Here is an 18,346-nt window from a genome sequence, read left to right as displayed (position 1 = left end):
CTCTGTCACCCAAACGATCCTATTCTACGAATAAAGTGAGTGACAGGGATACGATTGGGTACGGACTTGTACCCTAGTTTACCGGTGGTCGTCATATAAGTAATTTAACCCACTTAAGATTATTTCAACTGTTTTTTCTTTTAAGCCAATTTTCTTTTTCCAGTTTCATATTGATAGAATCTATCCATTCTCCTTCAAATTCAAGATCGTTTTTATCAATACTTTCTATTTGAAAGCCAACCTTTTCATACACATGCTTGGCTCTTGGATTAATATCAAAAACACTTAAAGTAAGTTCGTTCAGTGTCGTGTTATTAAATATATAATCAACTATAAGTTGGGTTGTTTCAGTTCCTAATCCACGATTCCTTCCCCTCGGACCAATAAGTATCCTGAAATTCATGCTGTGATTTTTTTCATCATATAAATTGACTACTACCTCTCCGACTAGAAAGCCTTGGGATTGGTCAACTATAGCCAAATCCAAGCGATCGGTTTGTTCATTTCTTGTATTGTACCAGTCGAGAGTTGATTCTCTATTAAAATCCGAACTGCTCCCAGTCAATTTTAATACTTCGGGATCCTTTAAGCATTCTTCTATAAAAGGAAAGTCTTCATCCTTAAAAGGTCTGAGAACGACTTTCTCTCCTTCTATTAGTGGTTTATGACCTAGATACACCATTTATTTCCACACTCCATTAACTTAATTTAACATTTACCTTGTGATTCCTAACAGTATCGTCCGATTGCGATATAGAGCGATCACCTATGGGCGGGCAGTGAACTACTCGCTTAGCCGTTCTTCGTCACCGCTCTCGCTGTCGCTGGCTGTAACGAAGAGCAGCGGAGCGAGCGCTTCTGAACTTTATTTCATAATTGCGCCCGATAGTGAAATTGAATAAAAGCTATAAATACTCAGCTGATAAAGATTAACTAGAAGAACACAGATACCTTTAAATATCTGTGTTCCCAGTTATCCGTTTTTAATAAGCTTTCTCAGGATGATTTCCATGTTCGTCTTTAATAACAATCAAGACACCAAAGAGAATTAAGATGGATCCAATCCAAAAGGTGAAAGTAAGCGTTTCGCCAAGTATCAGCCATCCTAGTAAAGCTCCCACAATTGGTTGGAAGAAAAAATAGAGACCACCACTGGATGCATTTAACATTTGTAGACCACGATTCCACAGCAGAAATGCAATGGCTGTAGATATAATCCCCAGATAAATTAAACCTCCCCAAATCTCTGGTCTGACCAGATCACTCATATTAATCTCAGGCAATCTTGGAATAACAAAGGGAGTTAAAATAATCACAGCGATTAAAGTCGCATATGTTGTGACAACGATTTGAGAATAATCATGGGGCAGACGTTTTATAAGCACGGACATGAGTGCCCATGTCAACGCTGCTATAATAAGCGATAGACCACCAAGCATACTGGACATATCCAGATTATCGACCCCAACAATCACAATCACACCAACAGTCGCCAGAAACACCGAAACAAATTTTCTGATAGACAGGCGCTCTTTCAGGATTAAACTAGCGAATACAACCATGAATGCTGGTGTTGTAGATGTTATAATCGCGCCCATTTGTGCAGTAGTAAGCATTGTTCCTGTTTCCTGGGCAACAATAGAGACCGCATACCCTATAACTGCAATCGCAACTATAAGGCCAATATGCTGTTTTTTTATCTTCCAGTTCTGTTTGGTTAACAGTCCAATCGTGACTAAAGCAAGAAGAGCAATCACATACCTTATCCAAACAAGTTCAACCGGTGGTATAACTGCCACCACAACTTTAACGACAACATACATGCCTCCCCAAATGCTAGAGGCTAAAATTAGATATAATGAACCAATAAATGTATTTTTCATTCCGCACCCTCCGTTTTCAGGCTTTTTATAAGCGCCTTAACGGAGAGAAGTACACTTTACATTCTCTCCGTCAAGAGCGGGAGAATGCAGCTGGTACATCATTTTCAAAAAGTGGAGCGTAAAACATCTGTCTCAACTCCTTCTAGAATAAATTAATAAAGCCATTTATAGCTGTATTAACGAATAAAATGGCCCGATTGCGGTATGGGTACGATTATTTATGCAGCAATCGCTCCCGATTGTTTTATAGAGTTGTCAACAATCGTTATTTTGTCTTTTATATTTATCTTTTTGCAATGCAAATAACAACCACATCATAAATAAACCAGTAGATACATACCTAACATCTTTTTCAATTGGATGTCCAAGTGCCCACCCTAGTAAGTCTTTACTAAAAAGCGTTATTAGAGTTAAAACAAAAACAACTACAAACGAATGTATCATTAATTTAAAAAATTTTATTTCTGAGACTTTCGGAAGTTTCAACATACCCCTCCTTTTTATCTAATAAATTTACAAAACTATTTGGCCCGATTGTTGTAATTTAATTAATCCCGCAATTCAGTTTCACTTTCTTTGTTCTTCCAAACAATAAAAACCAATATTCCCAAAAGAGTAACAGATGCCAAACTGAGGATCTTAACAAACCATATACTGTGACCGAATATTATTGCACAAACAAAATAAGCAATCCATATAATTACTGCTAATAACAGTAAACCTGGACATCTTTCATTCATAATATCCCCATGCCCTTCTCAGTTAAAGAGTTTACCAACTGACGGTACGTGAAATACTGCACGGCGGTTTCACAATCTGGCCCGTTTGTTTTAATAAAGTTACCTTAAGGCGATTTATTCTAAGGGTTCCAATTTCAAACCTTGAATTCCAAAGATTAGATTCTTGTAATAGTCTGAACGGATTGAAAAACCTGCAAATTCTTCGTGCGTTGTACAGGAAAACCAAATAAAGTTATTCTTTATAAACGTTAAGTCTTCAGGTAACTTTGGAGCAACCCGATCATATAAACTATTTGCATATTTTACTAACAGCTTATAGGTTTCTTCATTTGATTCCATAACAAAAACTGTTGCAGCTGGACCTTTTGTTTCCGTCCCTGCCCATTTTTTTGTTTTGTAAGTTTCTAGAGTGTAAGGCTCAAATTGTGCAAGTATTTCTTGATTATATTTAAGTTCTTTCCTCATGATAAAATAAAACTTATCTGAATTATTACACAGCACTTTTATAAGCCTTTTATAAATATCATCTTTTGGATTCTCGGTTAAATCCCAGTATTCAATTTCCTTGAACTTTTTCATCTTTCATCCCCATTCCTTACAAAAATCTATCACATTAGCTAACCCATCCCATTCAAGAAAATGGCCCTATTGCTTAATACAGAACATTTATCCAACCACCATCATCTAGAAAGTCATCTCTCGTAAATAAACGATTCGAAATCAATTTTCGGTAAGATGTGATGGTTCCATCATGAGAAACAATATAGACGTTTCCCTTTGATTGTTGTTTACACCAACCAAGAAATCGCTCACCAAGAACTTTGAATTCCCGATCAGGCATAGTATTTATACCATTGGTCCATAATTCGGTGGACCAATGTTCACCCAAGGCAAAGATGGGGAATTCGTTTCTAATGTCTTCTATCTCCATAATTTCGTCACACGGAAGCGTCAGCCCCTCCGTTTTTTGAGGAAACATCCTAGGTGATACCCTTGGATCTATAATTTTTCTACACTGTGTATCGTTACTCCAAATAAGAGCTGTTTGCAGCGTTCTCCTCGTTGGACTTATAATAATAAAATCGTTTTCTGACAAAGGGAACTGACGCCTTAATAATTTGGCTTGTTCTATGCCTTTCTGTGTTAAGGATGGATTTTTGATACGTAAGCTATCTGGGGGATTCAGTGTATGAATTCCCTGACCATGCCTTATAAATGTTAGATTCAAGTCTCCCACCAACCTTTATTTAAACTCAGCTCTTATTCCATGTAAGCGCCCGAATCGTTATTAGCCAAACATTTATTTTCTAGCTTTTGCTAATGACTTGATAATCAAATCAATCACTATAAGAAATAAATATGCAACAACAGCGACTATTATATTTTGAATCCATCTAATCTCTGGATCAAATATCCATTGCGTAATAGTTATAAGTACTAAGAAAATTAAACAAGTGGTTAGCCAATACTTAACAACCTTTTTTAACATACCCCAATCCCCTTAACTTTTCTCATTGATCTGGCCCATTCATTGAAGGAACCATCCCTTTGTAATCTACTTTATCATAAAATACTTTCTTGCCTTCAACGTTTTCATTTATTTCAAAACTACTTACGAAAAAAATCATTCCAACCTTCAATTAACAGGCTGACCGCCAGCACTATTGCATACACAATTCATCAATCTGGAGAATGAAAATATTGATTCAACGACAAAAATGAGGACGCAAATTCACCTGTGAATTGCGTCCTCATTTGCTATGTTTTTTAACGTTTCCTTCACATGTTCCGAATCCGTTAGATTAAGCACTAACGATTTTCAGTGAACACGCATTACTTATTCAAATCAATAATGCGTCCTTCAATCTCAGGCTTAACTGTTCCAAGCTTAACCATATGATCGCGCAAGTTGACCCAATCATCTAATCCCAGATCCACTACGCGACCTTTTTCATACGCTTCCCCAAGTAACTCGAAGCCATCTCCGCCCCTAGCTGTAAAGGCATTCGTTGTCACAACATACTCTTGATCCATCTCAATATTTACATACTCACCATTCATTTTCACTTGCATTGTCTGAACGCGTTCACCAGGTTTTTTACTGCTGTCAAATGTCATTTTCATTCCAGACATATGCAAGAAACCGCCCTCTTCATTAGGAGAGTTTCGCACACTATGCTCAAGTGTATTTTTAATTTCTGCACCTGTCAGCGTGACAAGAGATAATGTATTACCAAATGGTAGTACTTCAATTACAGCGCCCACTGTAACGGGCCCTTTATTCAAGTGATTGCGAATACCTCCACCATTTTGTAGAGCAATTACCGTTTTTGCATCATATTCTTTCGCTTTTTCGAGCATTCCGTCTGTTACTAAGTTGCCAAGTGCTGTTTCATTGGCACGCACACTGTCAGTCGGACCTTCTTCTCCGCGACTTCTCGGATTTGGTAGATCTACTTCTAACGTTGCACCGATTTCCTTACCAAACGTTTCATCGATTTTACCTGAATACTTCAGAAGTGCTTTCGCAGCTTCAGCGTCATCCGCTTTATCTTTTAAGCTGATTAATTTACCCGCTTGTCCTGTAATTACACCGTTTTTATCAAATTCTACATCCAATGTTCCTAGATGAGTCAAGTACTGATCTGCTTGAACAATGACTGTAGGGTCCTTCTGATCTCCATTTGCTTTTTTATCGACAATAACAGGTTCAGATAGTTTCGTATGTGAATGCCCACCTACGATAATATCGATACCCTCAACCGCTTGAGCGAGAAGTAAATCATTCCCTACAGACGGATCACTGTCAAAGCCTAGATGATTTACGGAAATAATTTTATTGACACCTTGGCTCTCAAAATAAGCTACAGCTTTTTCAGCAGACTCCTTATAATCCAAGAACTCTACAGCACCTGGACTAGCAACGAACGCTGTGCTTTCAGTCGTCAATCCGAAGATTCCAACCTTTTCTCCGTTCACTTCCTTAATCAAGCCTTTATGAATTTCTCCCAATGCCGGTGTGCTTGTAAAGTCTGTTTTGCTTACAAGGCTTTTCAAATGAGCATCTTTAGAGAAATCTATATTACTACTGATTACAGGGAAATTAGCGCCTTTCACAAAATTCGCCAATGATTCGTGACCGTTTACACTATTCCCTAAATCAAATTCATGATTACCAAATACCATTGCATCTAGACCCATTAAATTCATCAGTTCTAGATCGGCTTGTCCTTCAAACTCTGAGAAATATAATGTTCCTGAGAATACATCTCCGCCGTGAAGAAGCAATGCATCTGGCTTTTCGTTTCGAACTTCTTTAATAGCGGTAATCGCTTTCGGCATTTCCGCTACACGCGCATGCGTATCATTCATATGCATCAATGACAATGTAAAGTCGTCTGACTCTGGTTGCAGTTGCTGCGCTCGGTGAATGAATGATGAAAATGCGCCGCGCGTGACAGGCTCATTCGGTCTAAAGTTATTTAGCTGATCTGTCAAACCAAGGTTCGCCATGATTTGCACACCTTTTTTATGTGATTCTCCTACATTCGATAAGTTGATTTGAACTTTTTCACCCGTATCATATTTTTCCAAATTAAGCGCTTTCACAAGTACGTTAGCCATTTGCTGACGCGTAAGCGCTGCTGTCGGATTGAAGTTACCTTTTTCATCACCATTGAACACATTTGCATTCGTCAGTGTAGCCATCTCTTTTGCATAATAACTAGTACCGGATACGTCTTTATACTTTTTTAATACTTCCCCTACATTAGTTGGTTCTTCAAAGTCGCCTAGCTTGGCTAAAATCAATGCCGCATGCCGACGCTCAATTGAATTACCTGGCTTAAACAGATTTTCAGAATACCCCTGGATAATGTTTTGATCTGTCAAAGCTTTAATTGCAGCATAATGTGTATTTTCCTTTGACACATCACTATACCACTGCTCCGCTGCACCAACTGATGCCCCTGCTACTACTACTGCACTAGCGACAACAAACGTCGCGCCAAACTTCCGGAATGTTCTTTCCTTCATTGGTCTGTACCCCCTATTATTTAGTAGTTTAATAGCTCTACATACTCATAATAGCAGAATATAGTTTGATATAGTAAATGGTGTTGTAATTATTACTAAAAATAATTGAAATTTCTATTTACTCGAATGGATGTTTTATAAAAAAGAGTCGAAGCCAAAAGCTCCAACTCTCCTCAATCATTTCGCCAACTCCGCCAGCAAACTATGCGCTCGATGTTTGTTGTCCTTCTGCCCTGCTTCCTGTGCCCCGATACATACTGGACATCCATACTCACATGGACACTCCGCCACGTGATCTGCAGATAGCATCAATAATTCTCGCCAACGACTGTAAATATTCTCGCTTAATCCAATTCCACCTGGATAACTATCATAAATAAAGAATGTAGGACGTTCCATATGAATCGCTTTCACTTGTGGAACTACGTGAATATCGTTGCGATCACATTTAATAAATAATGGTACTAACGACTGAATAACGTATGCTGCAGCAGTCATGGCATCCGTCAAGTCCGATTTCTCCCAGTCCTCTGGTACATCGAATGTTAACCAAGTACCTGACGTATGCATTTCTTCTGCAGGTAACGAAATTGGACCTGAGCCGATATTATCATGTGTATCGAATTTTATTTTCTTGAAGATTGTCGGAATCGCTAGCACGGCTAAATCCCCATATGCTAGTGTTCGATCTCCGTCTTCCATGCGTTTGTCTTCACTTATAACTTTCAATTCCACTGCGAGATTTGCATCAGTGAAATAATCAACATCAACAACCGTTACATAGGCCTTCTTTTCTTCCCAGTCGAGCATCTCCACTTGATACTGCGTCCCTTGATGTAAATAAATGGCTTCTTCATGCAATAAAGTCATCGCGCTGAAACGATCCATTTCTCCAATTACGCGCGTCTCTTTTGGAAATGTTTGATCAATGATGATGACATTTTCTTGCGATGCGGAACGTAAACTGATTTCGCCTGCTGGAAAACGATCCGTCATCCAATGCCATTTATCAGACGTTTGTAATAAAACTCCTTCGCTCTGTAGAAATGCTAATAATTCCTGCACTTCAAACTCACCGTATGTTTCAGTGGAACTAAAAGGCAATTCAAATGAAGCACATTTTAAATGATCCATCAAAATCAACATATTGTCCGGATGAATATGGATTTCTTCAGGTTGCCGTCCGAGCAAGTATTGCGGGTGTTGAATAATATACTGATCAAGCGGCATTGATTGCGCTACATAAATAATTAACGCGTCTTCCTGACGTCTACCCGCACGACCTGCTTGTTGCAAGGCACTCGCAATATTTCCCGGGTAACCTGTCATAATACAAGCTTGCAATTGTCCAATATCAATACCGAGTTCTAGCGCATTCGTACTTACTACTGTACGAATATCGCCGTTCTTTAAGCCACTTTCAATCGTTCTCCGTTCTGACGGAAGATAGCCGCCACGATAACCCATGACCGTTTTATCAAACAACTTTTTCTTCGTCAGTTCTTTCATATACGTAACAAGCATTTCTACACGCACCCGACTTCGTGCAAAAATGATCGTCTGAATATGGCGCTGGTATAAAAACGCACCTAAATCACGTACTTCAAGCACGGCACTTCTACGTATACCAAACACGTCATGGACGATGGGTGGATTGTAGAAAACAAAATGCTTCTTGCCGCGTGGTGCTCCGTTTTGATCGATCAATACCATGTCTTTGTTCGTTAAATTATCTGCCAGTTCCTTTGCATTCGAAATCGTCGCAGACGTACAAATGAAAATCGGATCACTGCCGTAAAAGTTACAAATGCGCTGCAACCTTCTTAAAACATGCGCCACATGACTACCGAATACACCTTTATACGTATGAAGTTCATCTACGACAATATATTTCAAGTTCTCGAACAATGAAATCCATTTCGTATGATGGGGTAATATGGCTGAATGCAACATGTCGGGGTTCGTCAAAATAATATGACCTGATTTTCTGACTTTCGTTCGTAAACCTGGAGCGGTATCGCCGTCATACGTGTGACTTAAAATCGTTTCTCCACTCGCTTCAATCAAGTCATGTAAATCAGCTAGTTGATCTTGTGCCAAGGCTTTCGTTGGAAACAAGTACAGTGCACGTGAAGATGGATCATCCAAAATCGACTGCAATACAGGCAAATGATAACAAAGTGATTTTCCTGATGCAGTCGGTGTAATGGCAGTAATAGAGTGCCCTTCGCTAACTGAGTCAAACGCTTGTCTCTGGTGACTGTATAACTGTGTAATACCTTTCATCGCCAAAGCTTTCCGAATGGAAGGATGCAACTTCGGAGGAAACTCCGCGATGACCGCCTCTTGCTCTTTTACTGTTTCTATATAGGCGATATTAGGACCAAAGCGAGAATCCGCAAATAGCTCTTGAATGGTATCCGGTATACTGTGTTTATTCATTCACGTGGTCCACTCCTTTATCTGTGTTCATCGCATCTAAAACCGTCTGTAATGTGTAGCGTGCTGCACGTATCGATAAGATAAAGCGCTTTTTACCGGTCGCTTTGTAAAAAGATTGTACGACGAATTGTGTCATCGAATCTTTCAATGAATCGATTTGGACCTCATGTACATAAAGAGGTTTTTCTTTCTTAATCCATACTTTCATTTCATCTGCCCAATCGGCAATGGCCTTGTGGCTACGATCCGCATATGGTTTTACTTCTCCAAAGAAATCGGGTTCATGATCAGTTTCTCTCATTCTGTAAAAACGTTGCTCACATTCATCACAAATCGTAAGTAATAATTTTGTATCTGTTATCTTGTTCATCTATAGAAAACTCCTTTAGTGTCTATCATTAAAAACGTACTTCTATTCATTTTATCAGATATAGGAACACACCTCCACTTTCTGCGAACAAACATTCCAAGCTGTCACGAAATCGACTACTTTTAGTTCTCCTGAAACCTTCCTTTCGGTAACTCGTCCAGTAGTGGGTATGGTATGATGTAGAGTACGAGGTGGTCACAATGGCGATACGTTATCCAAACGGAAAAAAGTTTACTCCTCCCGTATCTTCTTCAAAAAAGAAAAAGTTTGACTACTCTTTTAGTAATCGGGGTAAGTCATTAGAGGACGAACTAAATGATACAAATGAATACTATTTAGCGCATGGTTTGGCTGTCATCCATAAAAAGCCTGTTCCTATACAAATTGTGAACGTGCGGTATCCCGCAAGAAGTGCTGCGGTCATTACAGAAGCCTACTTCCGTACTCCTTCTACGACTGACTATAATGGCATTTGGAACGGTTATTATGTGGATTTTGAAGCAAAAGAAACGAAAAATAAAACTTCGTTGCCATTGCAAAACATTCATTTGCATCAAGTGCAACATATGAAGCAAGTGATTGACCAATCAGGACTGGCTTTTTTTATCGTCAACTTTACTTTATTGGATCGATATTTCTTACTACCGTTTCAAGAATTCTATCCTCTTTGGCAACGAATGGAAAAGGGTGGAAGAAAGTCTATTACGTTAGTAGAAATCGAACAACGATCCATCGAGATCAATGCGGGTTATCAACCCCGGTTGGATTATATACAAGCTGTAGCGGATTGGATCAAGAGCAAGACAGATTAACGAGAGCGAAAGGCAGGAACTATTATGAGTGATAACATAAACTCGAGAACGGAAAGACGAAAGAAACAAGTAACAGTTAAAACAGAACGACAAAAACAGCCCCAAAGAAAGTTCCCAAAAGAGTTGTGGAAGAAAATTCTCCTGGGGATTGCAGCACTTTTCCTTATAGTATTAGTTGGCGGCGTTTCCTTATTTGCTTATTATGCAAGTACAGCGCCTGATCTAGATGAGGAACTGTTAAAAGATCCTTTGACGTCAAACTTCCTTACAAAAGATGGCGATATTTTCATGAAGTTCGGAGCTGAAAAACGGGAATTTGTACCATACGATGAAATCCCGGATCAGTTGAAAGACGCAATTCTAGCAACGGAAGATGTTCGTTTCTTCAAACACGGTGGTATAGACTTCTATCGTCTTGGCGGAGCCGTAGTTGCCAACTTCCGCAGTGGATTTGGAGCACAAGGTGCCTCTACTTTGACGCAACAAGTCATTAAAAACTCTTTCTTAAAAAACGAAAAAACGTTGAAACGTAAAGCACAAGAAGCATGGCTTGCGCACAAATTGGAAAAAGATTATACAAAAGAAGAAATTTTCGAAATGTATTTTAATAAAGTTTTAATGTCAGGTACACGTTATGGCATCGGTACAGGTGCAAACTTCTTCTACGGAAAAAAAGTAGGCGAACTGGAATTACCTGAAATGGCTTTGCTTGCAGGTATGCCGCAGTCTCCAAACGGCTATAATCCGTTTAAACATCCTGAACGTGCAGAAAAACGCCGTAATATCGTATTGACTCTTATGGAACGTCACGGCAAGATTACCACCGCTGAAATGAATGAAGCAAAGAAAGTACCGGTAACTTCTACTTTATTAGCAGAAGAAGACCGTGAAGTATTCGGTAAATATCCTGCTTACGTGGATGCGGTACTTGATGAAATTGAAGCTGCTGGCTATGCTGATCTTCTATCTGAAGGTGTGACAGTGCAGACAGCGCTTGATACAAAAGTACAAGAAACAGTAGAAGCGGCCATCAATGATCCGAGTTATTATGAATCGGATGAAATGGAAGCAGGTATGACGGTACTGGATACGAAAACTAGCGCTATCGTTGCAATTGGTGGCGGACGAAACTATTCAGGTCGAAATTTGAATTTCGCCGAAGTAAAACGTGCACCGGGCTCCAGTATAAAGCCAATTTTGTCTTACGGTCCCGCAATTGAAGAGCTAGACTGGTCTACAGGACAAAAAGTAGTTGATGAACCATACAGTTATAAAGGATCGGGTGATAAGATCCGTAACGCAGATGGTAAATTCCTTGGTACATTAACTATGCGACAAGCACTGTATTGGTCTAGAAACGTACCGGCAGTCAAGGCATTTGAAAAAGTAGGAACTAAGAAAGCAGAAGCCTTCGCGAATAAACTTGGGTTTACGTATGACAATATAGATTCATCTAATGCCCTAGGTGGCGGAGCTGAATTCTCTACAGTCCAAATGGCAGGCGCATATGCTGCTTTCGGTAATGGCGGTATTTACACAAAACCCCATGCCGTAACTAAACTAGTATTGCGTGACGGGAAAACAGAAAAGAATTTACGTCCGGATCCTGTAACTGCAATGAAAGATTCTACTGCCTATATGATTACAGATGTATTGCGTGATGTCCTTACCGAGTATGAAGCAACAGGTACTCGAGCAAATATCAGTAATATGGATATTGCGGGAAAAACTGGTACAACAAATTTTGATGCTAAAAAAATGCAAAAAGACAATATGAAAAGTCATTACGTGCCTGATACGTGGTTTACAGGTTATACAACCGAATATACAATTTCAACATGGGGCGGGTATGGTAAGTATCTACCTATCACGACATATGAGCACGGACGTTACGTTCCACAATATCTTTTCCGTGATGTCATGAGCAAAATCGCAAAAGATCCAGGTACATTCGCTCAACCCGACTCTGTAGAAGAGGCGGATATCGTCAAAGGCAGTGACCCTATCATGCTGGCGAGTTCATTTACGTATCGCAATCAGATTAGTACTGAATTATTTGTCAGGGGAACACTGCCCGACAGATCTGCAGTACCTGAAAAAATATCCATCCCAAGTCCGGAAGGTTTAACCGCACAATTCGATGCAAATTCCAACACCGTTCAATTGAATTGGAATTATGATGTATCGAATACGTATGATAGCCTAGGAAGTCCTACGTTCAACGTAAGCGTCACTGTCGATGGTGGGGCAGCACAAAGTATTACCACTACTTCTGATCAGCAGACGACCTATTCAGGTGTAGAATACGGCAAGAGCTATACATTCTACGTGAGTGCCAATATGGGCGGCTATACGAGCGGATCAGCAACGGCTAGCCTATCGATAAAAGATGCAAATGAACCAGTAATTGAAGACGAGCCAATCATTGTGCCTGACGATAACGGGGATGATCAAAATAATCCGGACGATGATCCATCAGATACTGATTCGAATTCAGATAATGAATCCGATAATGAAGATCAAAACCAATCGGATCAAAATAACCCCAATAATCCAGATGGCAACAACTCGAACAATAATGAGAACGACAATAACCAAAACAACCAAGATCAAAATCAAGGTCAAGGTCAAGGTCAAGGTCAGAACAATCAAGGACAAGGAAACCAAGGGAATCAAGGAGAACAAGGTCAAAATCAAAATGAACCCAACATCAACCCCTCTGATTAACCGATCAACTAAAAAGAGGCTGGGACATAACTAGCCAGAAGTGAGCCAAAAAAGGGTTCGATCATCGGTTTTTGATGATCGAACCCTTTTTGTATAGAAATCCTTGTACGACTTCTATACATTTACCTCCCTGGCAGTGTACTTTCTCAAGTTCACTGCCAATAAACCGAAGGCTAATTCATTTTTCACCTTTTCCTTTCCTCTTACGGAGAAACGAGTGAACCCCAAATTAGCCTTCAAGAATCCAAAAACTGGCTCTACGTCAATCTTGCGCTTGCCGTAAATTTCACCTGTTTTCTTATCTGAAAGCTTTTCACGAATATATTCTTTTTGCTGTTCCCACTTTTCATTCACATACAACTTCCTATTGTTCTCTTCTTTTGCTTTGGTACAGAAAGAGCGCAATGGGCAGCTTGAACAATCCTCACATTCGTATACTTTCATCGTCCGTGTGAATTGATAACGATCCGTCCGATTGGAAAGGTAGCGGAACACGAGTTTTCTGTCATTTGGGCAAGTAAAGGTATCCGTAGTTTCATCATATGCCCAATTCGCTGTATTGAAAGGATCGGTTTTGTACTTCTTTTTCTTTTCTTTCCGGTAGTGGTTATAGGTAATAAGCGGAACGCGCTTTCGATTTTCAATGACATCTCCGTAATTCTGTTCACTTCCATAACCGGCATCCGCGACAATATACTGTGGCAGCTCAAAAAAGTCTTGTTCAATAGTATCTAAGAATGGAATGAGTGTACGCGTATCGGTCGGATTTGGATACACGTCAAAAGCGAGGGTATATTGCCCTTCGGTCGCAATTTGCACATTATATCCCGGTTTTAGTTGCCCGTTTTTCATATAATCATCTTTCATCCGCATAAAGGTCGCATCGCGGTCCGTCTTCGAGTAGCTGTTACGATGGCCAAAGATCTTCATATCGTGCTGATACTTCTGCTTTCGATCCAAGAAGTCTTGAAATTGTTTACGGTATTGTTTAGGTTCTTTTCGTAGCGAGCGAATTTGTTTACGTTCCTCGACATCTTCGCTAGCGTTAATCTTTTCTGTATAGGTTTGGATAGTATCATCTAGCTTCTCTACTACTTTAGACAGTTCCGCAGTAGATAGTTCATCCAGACTTTCCCGTTCGATTTCAGGGATGATCTCTTTTTCTAACAGCTCTTCGTACATCTGACTGGACCTTTCTACAAGACCTGAACTATACCGTTCCACTGACTTGCGCCAGACAAATGTAAATTTGTTGGCATTCGCCTCAATCTTTGTTCCATCAATAAAAATGGCTTCTTCATCAATTAGCTGTTTTTGTACCAGCTGGCAACGAAATTGCACGAAGCACTGGCGTAGTACTTCTTTTACTTCAGGATGAACGCGAAATCGATTGATGGTGCGATAGCTTGGTTTATAACCTTGAGCTAACCACATCATGCGAAGGCTATCTTTTAACAGTCCTTCTATTTTTCTGCCCGAAAAAACAGACTGTGTATAGGCACACAAAATGATCTTTAACATCATCCGTGGATGATAAGATGGGCAACCTGTCTCACGCAAAAAGCTGTCAAATGCTTGTTTCGGAATGCTTTCGACTAGATCATGCACGGCGTAAGCAATATCATGTTCTTGTAAGCTAATTTCTAAATCTAAAGGTAAAATCAGTTGGTTCATGTTATAATCTTTAAACATAAGGATACCTCCGATACTTTTTGTTGTGGTGACTAAATTTTATCAGAAGGTATCCTTTTTTTCTTCCTAAAACTAAAAAAATATATAAAAAAGAACGGACCCCATAAACTTCAATGGGTCCGTTCTTTTTCGATTTCAAGGAGGGTTTTGTCCCAGCCTCTTTTTATTTACTGTTGAACACGTATACGTGCCGCCTTCTTCTTCATCTCATCATACAGCATCGTCAGTTGAATCATCGCATAATGACTATTTTTTTGCAGTTTGATAAATTCGATTCGTTCCTCGTAATTATTCGGCTCAAGTGCATGGTGCATCTTGCCTGTATGAGAATTCTCTGCTAGTTCACTCTGGCCGATCAACCATTCTAACTGCTCGATTGCTGGCTGTATTAATAGCAATTTACGTTCGTCGTTGACAGCATAGGTTTCTTCTAATTCCGGCTTTTGCTGTTCCCACCGAGCAAGTACTTGTTGGACATGTTCTTTTAACTGTTTAGGTGTCATTTCGCTTTCATCCTTTTCTGGCCTTCACGGCATAAATCCAACAGTGGACATTCTGGGCAGTTGGGATTTTGTGCTTTGCAGTGATAACGACCGAAGAAAATCATTTGATGATGAGTTTGAGTCCATTTTTCCATTGGTGTCCAACGCATGATTTTTTCTTCTACATCAAGCGGACGATCTTTCCAGCGATTCATTCCAAGCCTTTTCGCAACGCGCTCCACATGTGTATCAACAGCTAGAGCTGGAACACCGAATGCGTTTGATACAACGACATTGGCTGTCTTCCTACCCACACCCGGTAACGTCATCATCTCATCACGGTTTGGAGGTACTTCTCCACCAAACTCGTCAAGCAGTTGGAGACTAAGTGCCTGTATATTCTTTGATTTATTACGGAACAAGCCGATTGAACGTATATCGTCCTGCAATTCTTCAATAGGTACAGCTAGATAATCTTCTGGTGTTTGATATTTCTTAAACAACTCTGCTGTGACGCGATTGACTAGTACGTCTGTACATTGCGCTGATAAAAGAGTTGCGATCAGTAATTCAAAAGGATTCTTATGAACGAGTTCACAATGCGCTTCTGGAAACATCTCTTCGAACTTTTGCAGGCATATGTTCCATTGTGTTTTTGTCAGCATCGTTTCACCTACTCCCGTTCTTCAAGCCAATTATAGAAAGGTACATCTTTAATTGCTGTTTTTGCTTGCGGAGCTGTTGCTACAGTTGTCGGACGGAACGCTTTCGTCTGCTTTTCAACATCTCGCATAGTCTTGACATTTTTCTTTTTCCACTCAAATAAAATCCGGTCAATATAACGCAAGCTCATCTTTTGTGCCAAAACAGCTTCTCGTAATGCTGCACGGATAATTTCCGTAGAATGACCATCTTTATCAATCCACATACCGATTGTTTCAAATTCCATCGGTGATAAGAAGCGACCGAATTCTTGCTCAAATAACGAGAAGATTTCTCCCTCATCCTGCTTGACCACTTCTTCTTCTGACTGCATCTTCTGTTTTTCAACTTCTTCTATCAATCGTTTCCATAAAGGATAAAATGAAAACTTTTCATGCAATACTTTATTTTCATCGGTACTCTGTTCTATAGAAAATAATCCTTTTTGCATCATGCGCTGTAAGCAATTCGTAACATCTTTCTCTTGTTGTTGCATACGATTCGCGATATCGGTCGGCGTAGGAAAATAGTTCCCCGCTTCCTGAAATGCAATCATATGGAGTAATACCATGGCATCATTATCTGAAATCAATAGTTTTTTATAATGTTGAAAAAAGAGCTGGGAAATAGAAACATTCCCCTGCTCAATCCAGATTTTCAGCCGCTCATCTTGCTGCATATTTGAAACTTCCTCTCATCAGCAACTAATGGGTTGCTTCTGTTTTACGCTTTCCAGTGATCTCTTACAAATTGATCAATACGTGCAATTCCTTCTTCCAATTGATCGATTGACGTTGCATACGAAAGTCGAATCGTCGAATCAGAACCGAAGCCAGTACCTGGAATGACTGCTACTTTCGCTTCTGTCAATAACGCTTGTGCGAACACATCGACATTTGCAAAGCCAGTATTCTTCAATGCTTCTTGGACATCGGGCAAGAAATAGAATGCTCCTTGTGGCTTTAACACGTGGAAACCTGGGATAGCTGCAAGCTTAGGATACGCTTGATTCAAACGGGATTCGAAATCTTTTCGCATCACTTCCACAGCATCTTGCGGTCCGTTATAAGCTTCGATCGCAGCGTATTGTGAAGTCGTTGTCGGGTTAGACGTCGAATGGCTAGCGAGGTTCGTCATCGCACCTACTACTTCCGCGTCACCTGCAATATAACCAATTCTCCAACCTGTCATCGAATGGGATTTCGATACTCCATTTATAACGAATGTACGCTCTTTTGCATCTTCTGAAAGTTGCGCAATGGATACATGGTGTTGTCCATCATAAACGAGTTTTTCATATATTTCATCCGAAATGATCCACACGTCTTTTTCACGGCAAACTTCAGCAATTTCTTCCAGTTCTTCCTTGGAATAAATCATTCCCGTCGGATTACCTGGCGAGTTAATGATCACGGCTTTAGTTTGATCAGTAATTGCCTCGTTGATTTGCTTCGCAGATACTTTGAATTGATTGGCAGCCGTGCCTTCAATAAATACTGGCGTGCCTTCCGCTAATTTCACCTGTTCCGGATAACTCACCCAGAATGGGGAAGGAATGATGACTTCATCACCTTTATTCAGTAGGACTTGGAATAGTGTAAAGAGTACGTGCTTCGCTCCGATACCGACCAACACTTCCTTACGTGTATAGTCCAAGCCTTGATCTCTTTTCAATTTGTCAATTATAGCGTCTTTTAATTCTGGAAGACCGCCCGCAGGAGTATATTTTGTCTTTCCATCTTTCATTGATTGATACGCTGCTGCCAAAATGTTTTCAGGTGTATTAAAATCCGGTTCGCCTGCTCCGAGCCCAACAATATCGATGCCGGCTGCTTTCATTTCTTTTGCTTTTGCAGTAATCGCTAATGTTGTAGATGGTGTTAAAGTACTTACTCTGGACGCTAATTGCTTTCTCAAATTGACCGCTCCCTTTTAGTTCTAATTCCAACTCACTCTATAATTTTGTAATATGCTTAAGCCGCTTTCCATCGGTGAAGTTTAGATACGCATAGTTTAACGTATCCTCGCTATCGAGATAACCAACTTCCCAAAATGGTGTGTCATTTTCCAGACCTAATGATGCGTTCAGTATTTTCTTCACATCATCATCTCTTTTGACGTTAGCAATGGCTTTTTGCTCTGTAATACCATCTTTAATCGAAACGGCTTTTAGTATTTTCGTCGTTTGTTCTTCAACGAAAACTATTTTTTCATGTCCATTCTTATCTATTCCATAGACCGTGATCCATGATGTCTTTCCATGATAATGATTCGTCTTATTTACCTTTTCAAGAACATTATTTTCCAATACAGCTTTTTCCGCTACCTTACTCGATGCAGCGAACGGTTTCTCTGCTTGGTAGAAAACGATCAGTGTAATCGTGATTCCAAGTGTGAGTAAAAATAGAAATAGAAACTTAATCCAATTAAGCATAAGCGACTCTTCCTATCGAATGAACCG

At 39.9% G+C, this 18,346-nt stretch carries 17 protein-coding genes; 2 read left to right on the top strand and 15 right to left on the bottom strand.

Annotation, left to right across the window (positions count from 1 at the left end; all coding sequences use genetic code 11):
- Positions 1-124: 124 nt before the first annotated feature.
- From SporoP32a_RS16125 to SporoP32a_RS16080, 9 genes are all read right to left on the bottom strand, one after another.
- Entirely contained in the window at positions 125-682 is a 558-nt protein-coding gene (locus SporoP32a_RS16125) for a GNAT family N-acetyltransferase (protein WP_085428842.1), read from the bottom strand.
- Between the two features lie 301 nt (positions 683-983).
- Positions 984-1,883: a DMT family transporter gene (locus SporoP32a_RS16120; RefSeq protein WP_085428841.1), complete on the bottom strand. Its 900-nt coding sequence runs from the start codon at positions 1,881-1,883 to the stop codon at positions 984-986.
- Between the two features lie 255 nt (positions 1,884-2,138).
- Entirely contained in the window at positions 2,139-2,372 is a 234-nt protein-coding gene (locus tag SporoP32a_RS16115) for a hypothetical protein (RefSeq protein ID WP_232319554.1), read from the bottom strand.
- 365 nt (positions 2,373-2,737) lie between these two features.
- Complete coding sequence (locus tag SporoP32a_RS16105) at positions 2,738-3,202, bottom strand: hypothetical protein (RefSeq protein ID WP_085428838.1); 465 nt, start codon at positions 3,200-3,202, stop codon at positions 2,738-2,740.
- Positions 3,203-3,275: 73 nt separating this feature from the next.
- A complete protein-coding gene (locus tag SporoP32a_RS16100) occupies positions 3,276-3,860 on the bottom strand; it encodes a histidine phosphatase family protein (RefSeq protein ID WP_232319553.1) in 585 nt (194 codons plus the stop codon).
- 63 nt (positions 3,861-3,923) lie between these two features.
- Positions 3,924-4,112: a hypothetical protein gene (locus tag SporoP32a_RS16095; protein WP_085428836.1), complete on the bottom strand. Its 189-nt coding sequence runs from the start codon at positions 4,110-4,112 to the stop codon at positions 3,924-3,926.
- A gap of 344 nt (positions 4,113-4,456) precedes the next feature.
- Positions 4,457-6,658 (bottom strand): 5'-nucleotidase C-terminal domain-containing protein, encoded by a 2,202-nt coding sequence (locus tag SporoP32a_RS16090; protein ID WP_085428835.1) that lies wholly within the window; start codon positions 6,656-6,658, stop codon positions 4,457-4,459.
- Positions 6,659-6,835: 177 nt separating this feature from the next.
- Positions 6,836-9,100, bottom strand: coding sequence for a DEAD/DEAH box helicase (locus SporoP32a_RS16085; protein ID WP_099693209.1), 2,265 nt, complete (start codon positions 9,098-9,100; stop codon positions 6,836-6,838).
- Complete coding sequence (locus tag SporoP32a_RS16080) at positions 9,093-9,470, bottom strand: YppE family protein (protein WP_085428834.1); 378 nt, start codon at positions 9,468-9,470, stop codon at positions 9,093-9,095. Before SporoP32a_RS16080 ends, SporoP32a_RS16085 begins: the two co-directional genes overlap by 8 nt.
- A 200-nt stretch (positions 9,471-9,670) precedes the next feature.
- On the opposite strand from SporoP32a_RS16080, the gene recU reads away from it, so the two are divergent.
- Both recU and SporoP32a_RS16070 read left to right on the top strand, forming a co-directional pair.
- Positions 9,671-10,282, top strand: a complete 612-nt coding sequence (gene recU, locus SporoP32a_RS16075) for a Holliday junction resolvase RecU (protein WP_085428833.1) — start codon at positions 9,671-9,673, stop codon at positions 10,280-10,282.
- A gap of 24 nt (positions 10,283-10,306) precedes the next feature.
- On the top strand, positions 10,307-13,009 hold the full coding sequence (locus tag SporoP32a_RS16070) for a transglycosylase domain-containing protein (RefSeq protein ID WP_085428832.1): 2,703 nt from the start codon (positions 10,307-10,309) through the stop codon (positions 13,007-13,009).
- Positions 13,010-13,123: 114 nt separating this feature from the next.
- On the opposite strand, the gene SporoP32a_RS16065 is transcribed toward SporoP32a_RS16070, so the two are convergent.
- The 6 genes from SporoP32a_RS16065 to SporoP32a_RS16040 all read right to left on the bottom strand — a co-directional run bounded on the left by SporoP32a_RS16065 (position 13,124) and on the right by SporoP32a_RS16040 (position 18,319).
- Entirely contained in the window at positions 13,124-14,701 is a 1,578-nt protein-coding gene (locus SporoP32a_RS16065; protein ID WP_085427307.1) for an IS1182 family transposase, read from the bottom strand.
- A 167-nt stretch (positions 14,702-14,868) separates the two neighbouring features.
- Positions 14,869-15,204 (bottom strand): YpoC family protein, encoded by a 336-nt coding sequence (locus SporoP32a_RS16060; protein WP_085428831.1) that lies wholly within the window; start codon positions 15,202-15,204, stop codon positions 14,869-14,871.
- A complete protein-coding gene (gene nth / locus SporoP32a_RS16055; RefSeq protein ID WP_085428830.1) occupies positions 15,201-15,848 on the bottom strand; it encodes an endonuclease III in 648 nt (215 codons plus the stop codon). Before nth ends, SporoP32a_RS16060 begins: the two co-directional genes overlap by 4 nt.
- An 8-nt stretch (positions 15,849-15,856) precedes the next feature.
- The gene (locus SporoP32a_RS16050) at positions 15,857-16,564 is read right to left on the bottom strand and encodes a DnaD domain-containing protein (protein WP_085428829.1); all 708 of its coding nucleotides are present in this window, start codon (positions 16,562-16,564) and stop codon (positions 15,857-15,859) included.
- Between the two features lie 44 nt (positions 16,565-16,608).
- Complete coding sequence (locus tag SporoP32a_RS16045; RefSeq protein ID WP_085428828.1) at positions 16,609-17,802, bottom strand: pyridoxal phosphate-dependent aminotransferase; 1,194 nt, start codon at positions 17,800-17,802, stop codon at positions 16,609-16,611.
- Between the two features lie 37 nt (positions 17,803-17,839).
- A complete protein-coding gene (locus SporoP32a_RS16040) occupies positions 17,840-18,319 on the bottom strand; it encodes a cell wall elongation regulator TseB-like domain-containing protein (RefSeq protein ID WP_085428827.1) in 480 nt (159 codons plus the stop codon).
- Positions 18,320-18,346 lie beyond the last annotated feature (27 nt).

The organism is Sporosarcina ureae (genome assembly GCF_002109325.1).
GTDB lineage: Bacteria > Bacillota > Bacilli > Bacillales_A > Planococcaceae > Sporosarcina > Sporosarcina ureae_C.
The sequence above is the reverse complement of the archived record's forward strand: the minus strand, read 5'-3'. Positions and strand labels throughout refer to the sequence as shown.

Bases quoted from the DNA above. Each gene is read 5' to 3' on its own strand.
- SporoP32a_RS16065 (WP_085427307.1), bottom strand. From the start codon at position 14,701: ATGTTTAAAGATTATAACATGAACCAACTGATTTTACCTTTAGATTTA.
- SporoP32a_RS16115 (WP_232319554.1), bottom strand. From the start codon at position 2,372: ATGTTGAAACTTCCGAAAGTCTCAGAAATAAAATTTTTTAAATTAATG.
- SporoP32a_RS16040 (WP_085428827.1), bottom strand. From the start codon at position 18,319: ATGCTTAATTGGATTAAGTTTCTATTTCTATTTTTACTCACACTTGGA.
- SporoP32a_RS16095 (WP_085428836.1), bottom strand. From the start codon at position 4,112: ATGTTAAAAAAGGTTGTTAAGTATTGGCTAACCACTTGTTTAATTTTC.
- SporoP32a_RS16120 (WP_085428841.1), bottom strand. From the start codon at position 1,883: ATGAAAAATACATTTATTGGTTCATTATATCTAATTTTAGCCTCTAGC.
- recU (WP_085428833.1), top strand. From the start codon at position 9,671: ATGGCGATACGTTATCCAAACGGAAAAAAGTTTACTCCTCCCGTATCT.
- SporoP32a_RS16090 (WP_085428835.1), bottom strand. From the start codon at position 6,658: ATGAAGGAAAGAACATTCCGGAAGTTTGGCGCGACGTTTGTTGTCGCT.
- SporoP32a_RS16060 (WP_085428831.1), bottom strand. From the start codon at position 15,204: ATGACACCTAAACAGTTAAAAGAACATGTCCAACAAGTACTTGCTCGG.
- SporoP32a_RS16070 (WP_085428832.1), top strand. From the start codon at position 10,307: ATGAGTGATAACATAAACTCGAGAACGGAAAGACGAAAGAAACAAGTA.
- SporoP32a_RS16085 (WP_099693209.1), bottom strand. From the start codon at position 9,100: ATGAATAAACACAGTATACCGGATACCATTCAAGAGCTATTTGCGGAT.
- SporoP32a_RS16125 (WP_085428842.1), bottom strand. From the start codon at position 682: ATGGTGTATCTAGGTCATAAACCACTAATAGAAGGAGAGAAAGTCGTT.
- SporoP32a_RS16080 (WP_085428834.1), bottom strand. From the start codon at position 9,470: ATGAACAAGATAACAGATACAAAATTATTACTTACGATTTGTGATGAA.
- SporoP32a_RS16105 (WP_085428838.1), bottom strand. From the start codon at position 3,202: ATGAAAAAGTTCAAGGAAATTGAATACTGGGATTTAACCGAGAATCCA.
- nth (WP_085428830.1), bottom strand. From the start codon at position 15,848: ATGCTGACAAAAACACAATGGAACATATGCCTGCAAAAGTTCGAAGAG.
- SporoP32a_RS16050 (WP_085428829.1), bottom strand. From the start codon at position 16,564: ATGCAGCAAGATGAGCGGCTGAAAATCTGGATTGAGCAGGGGAATGTT.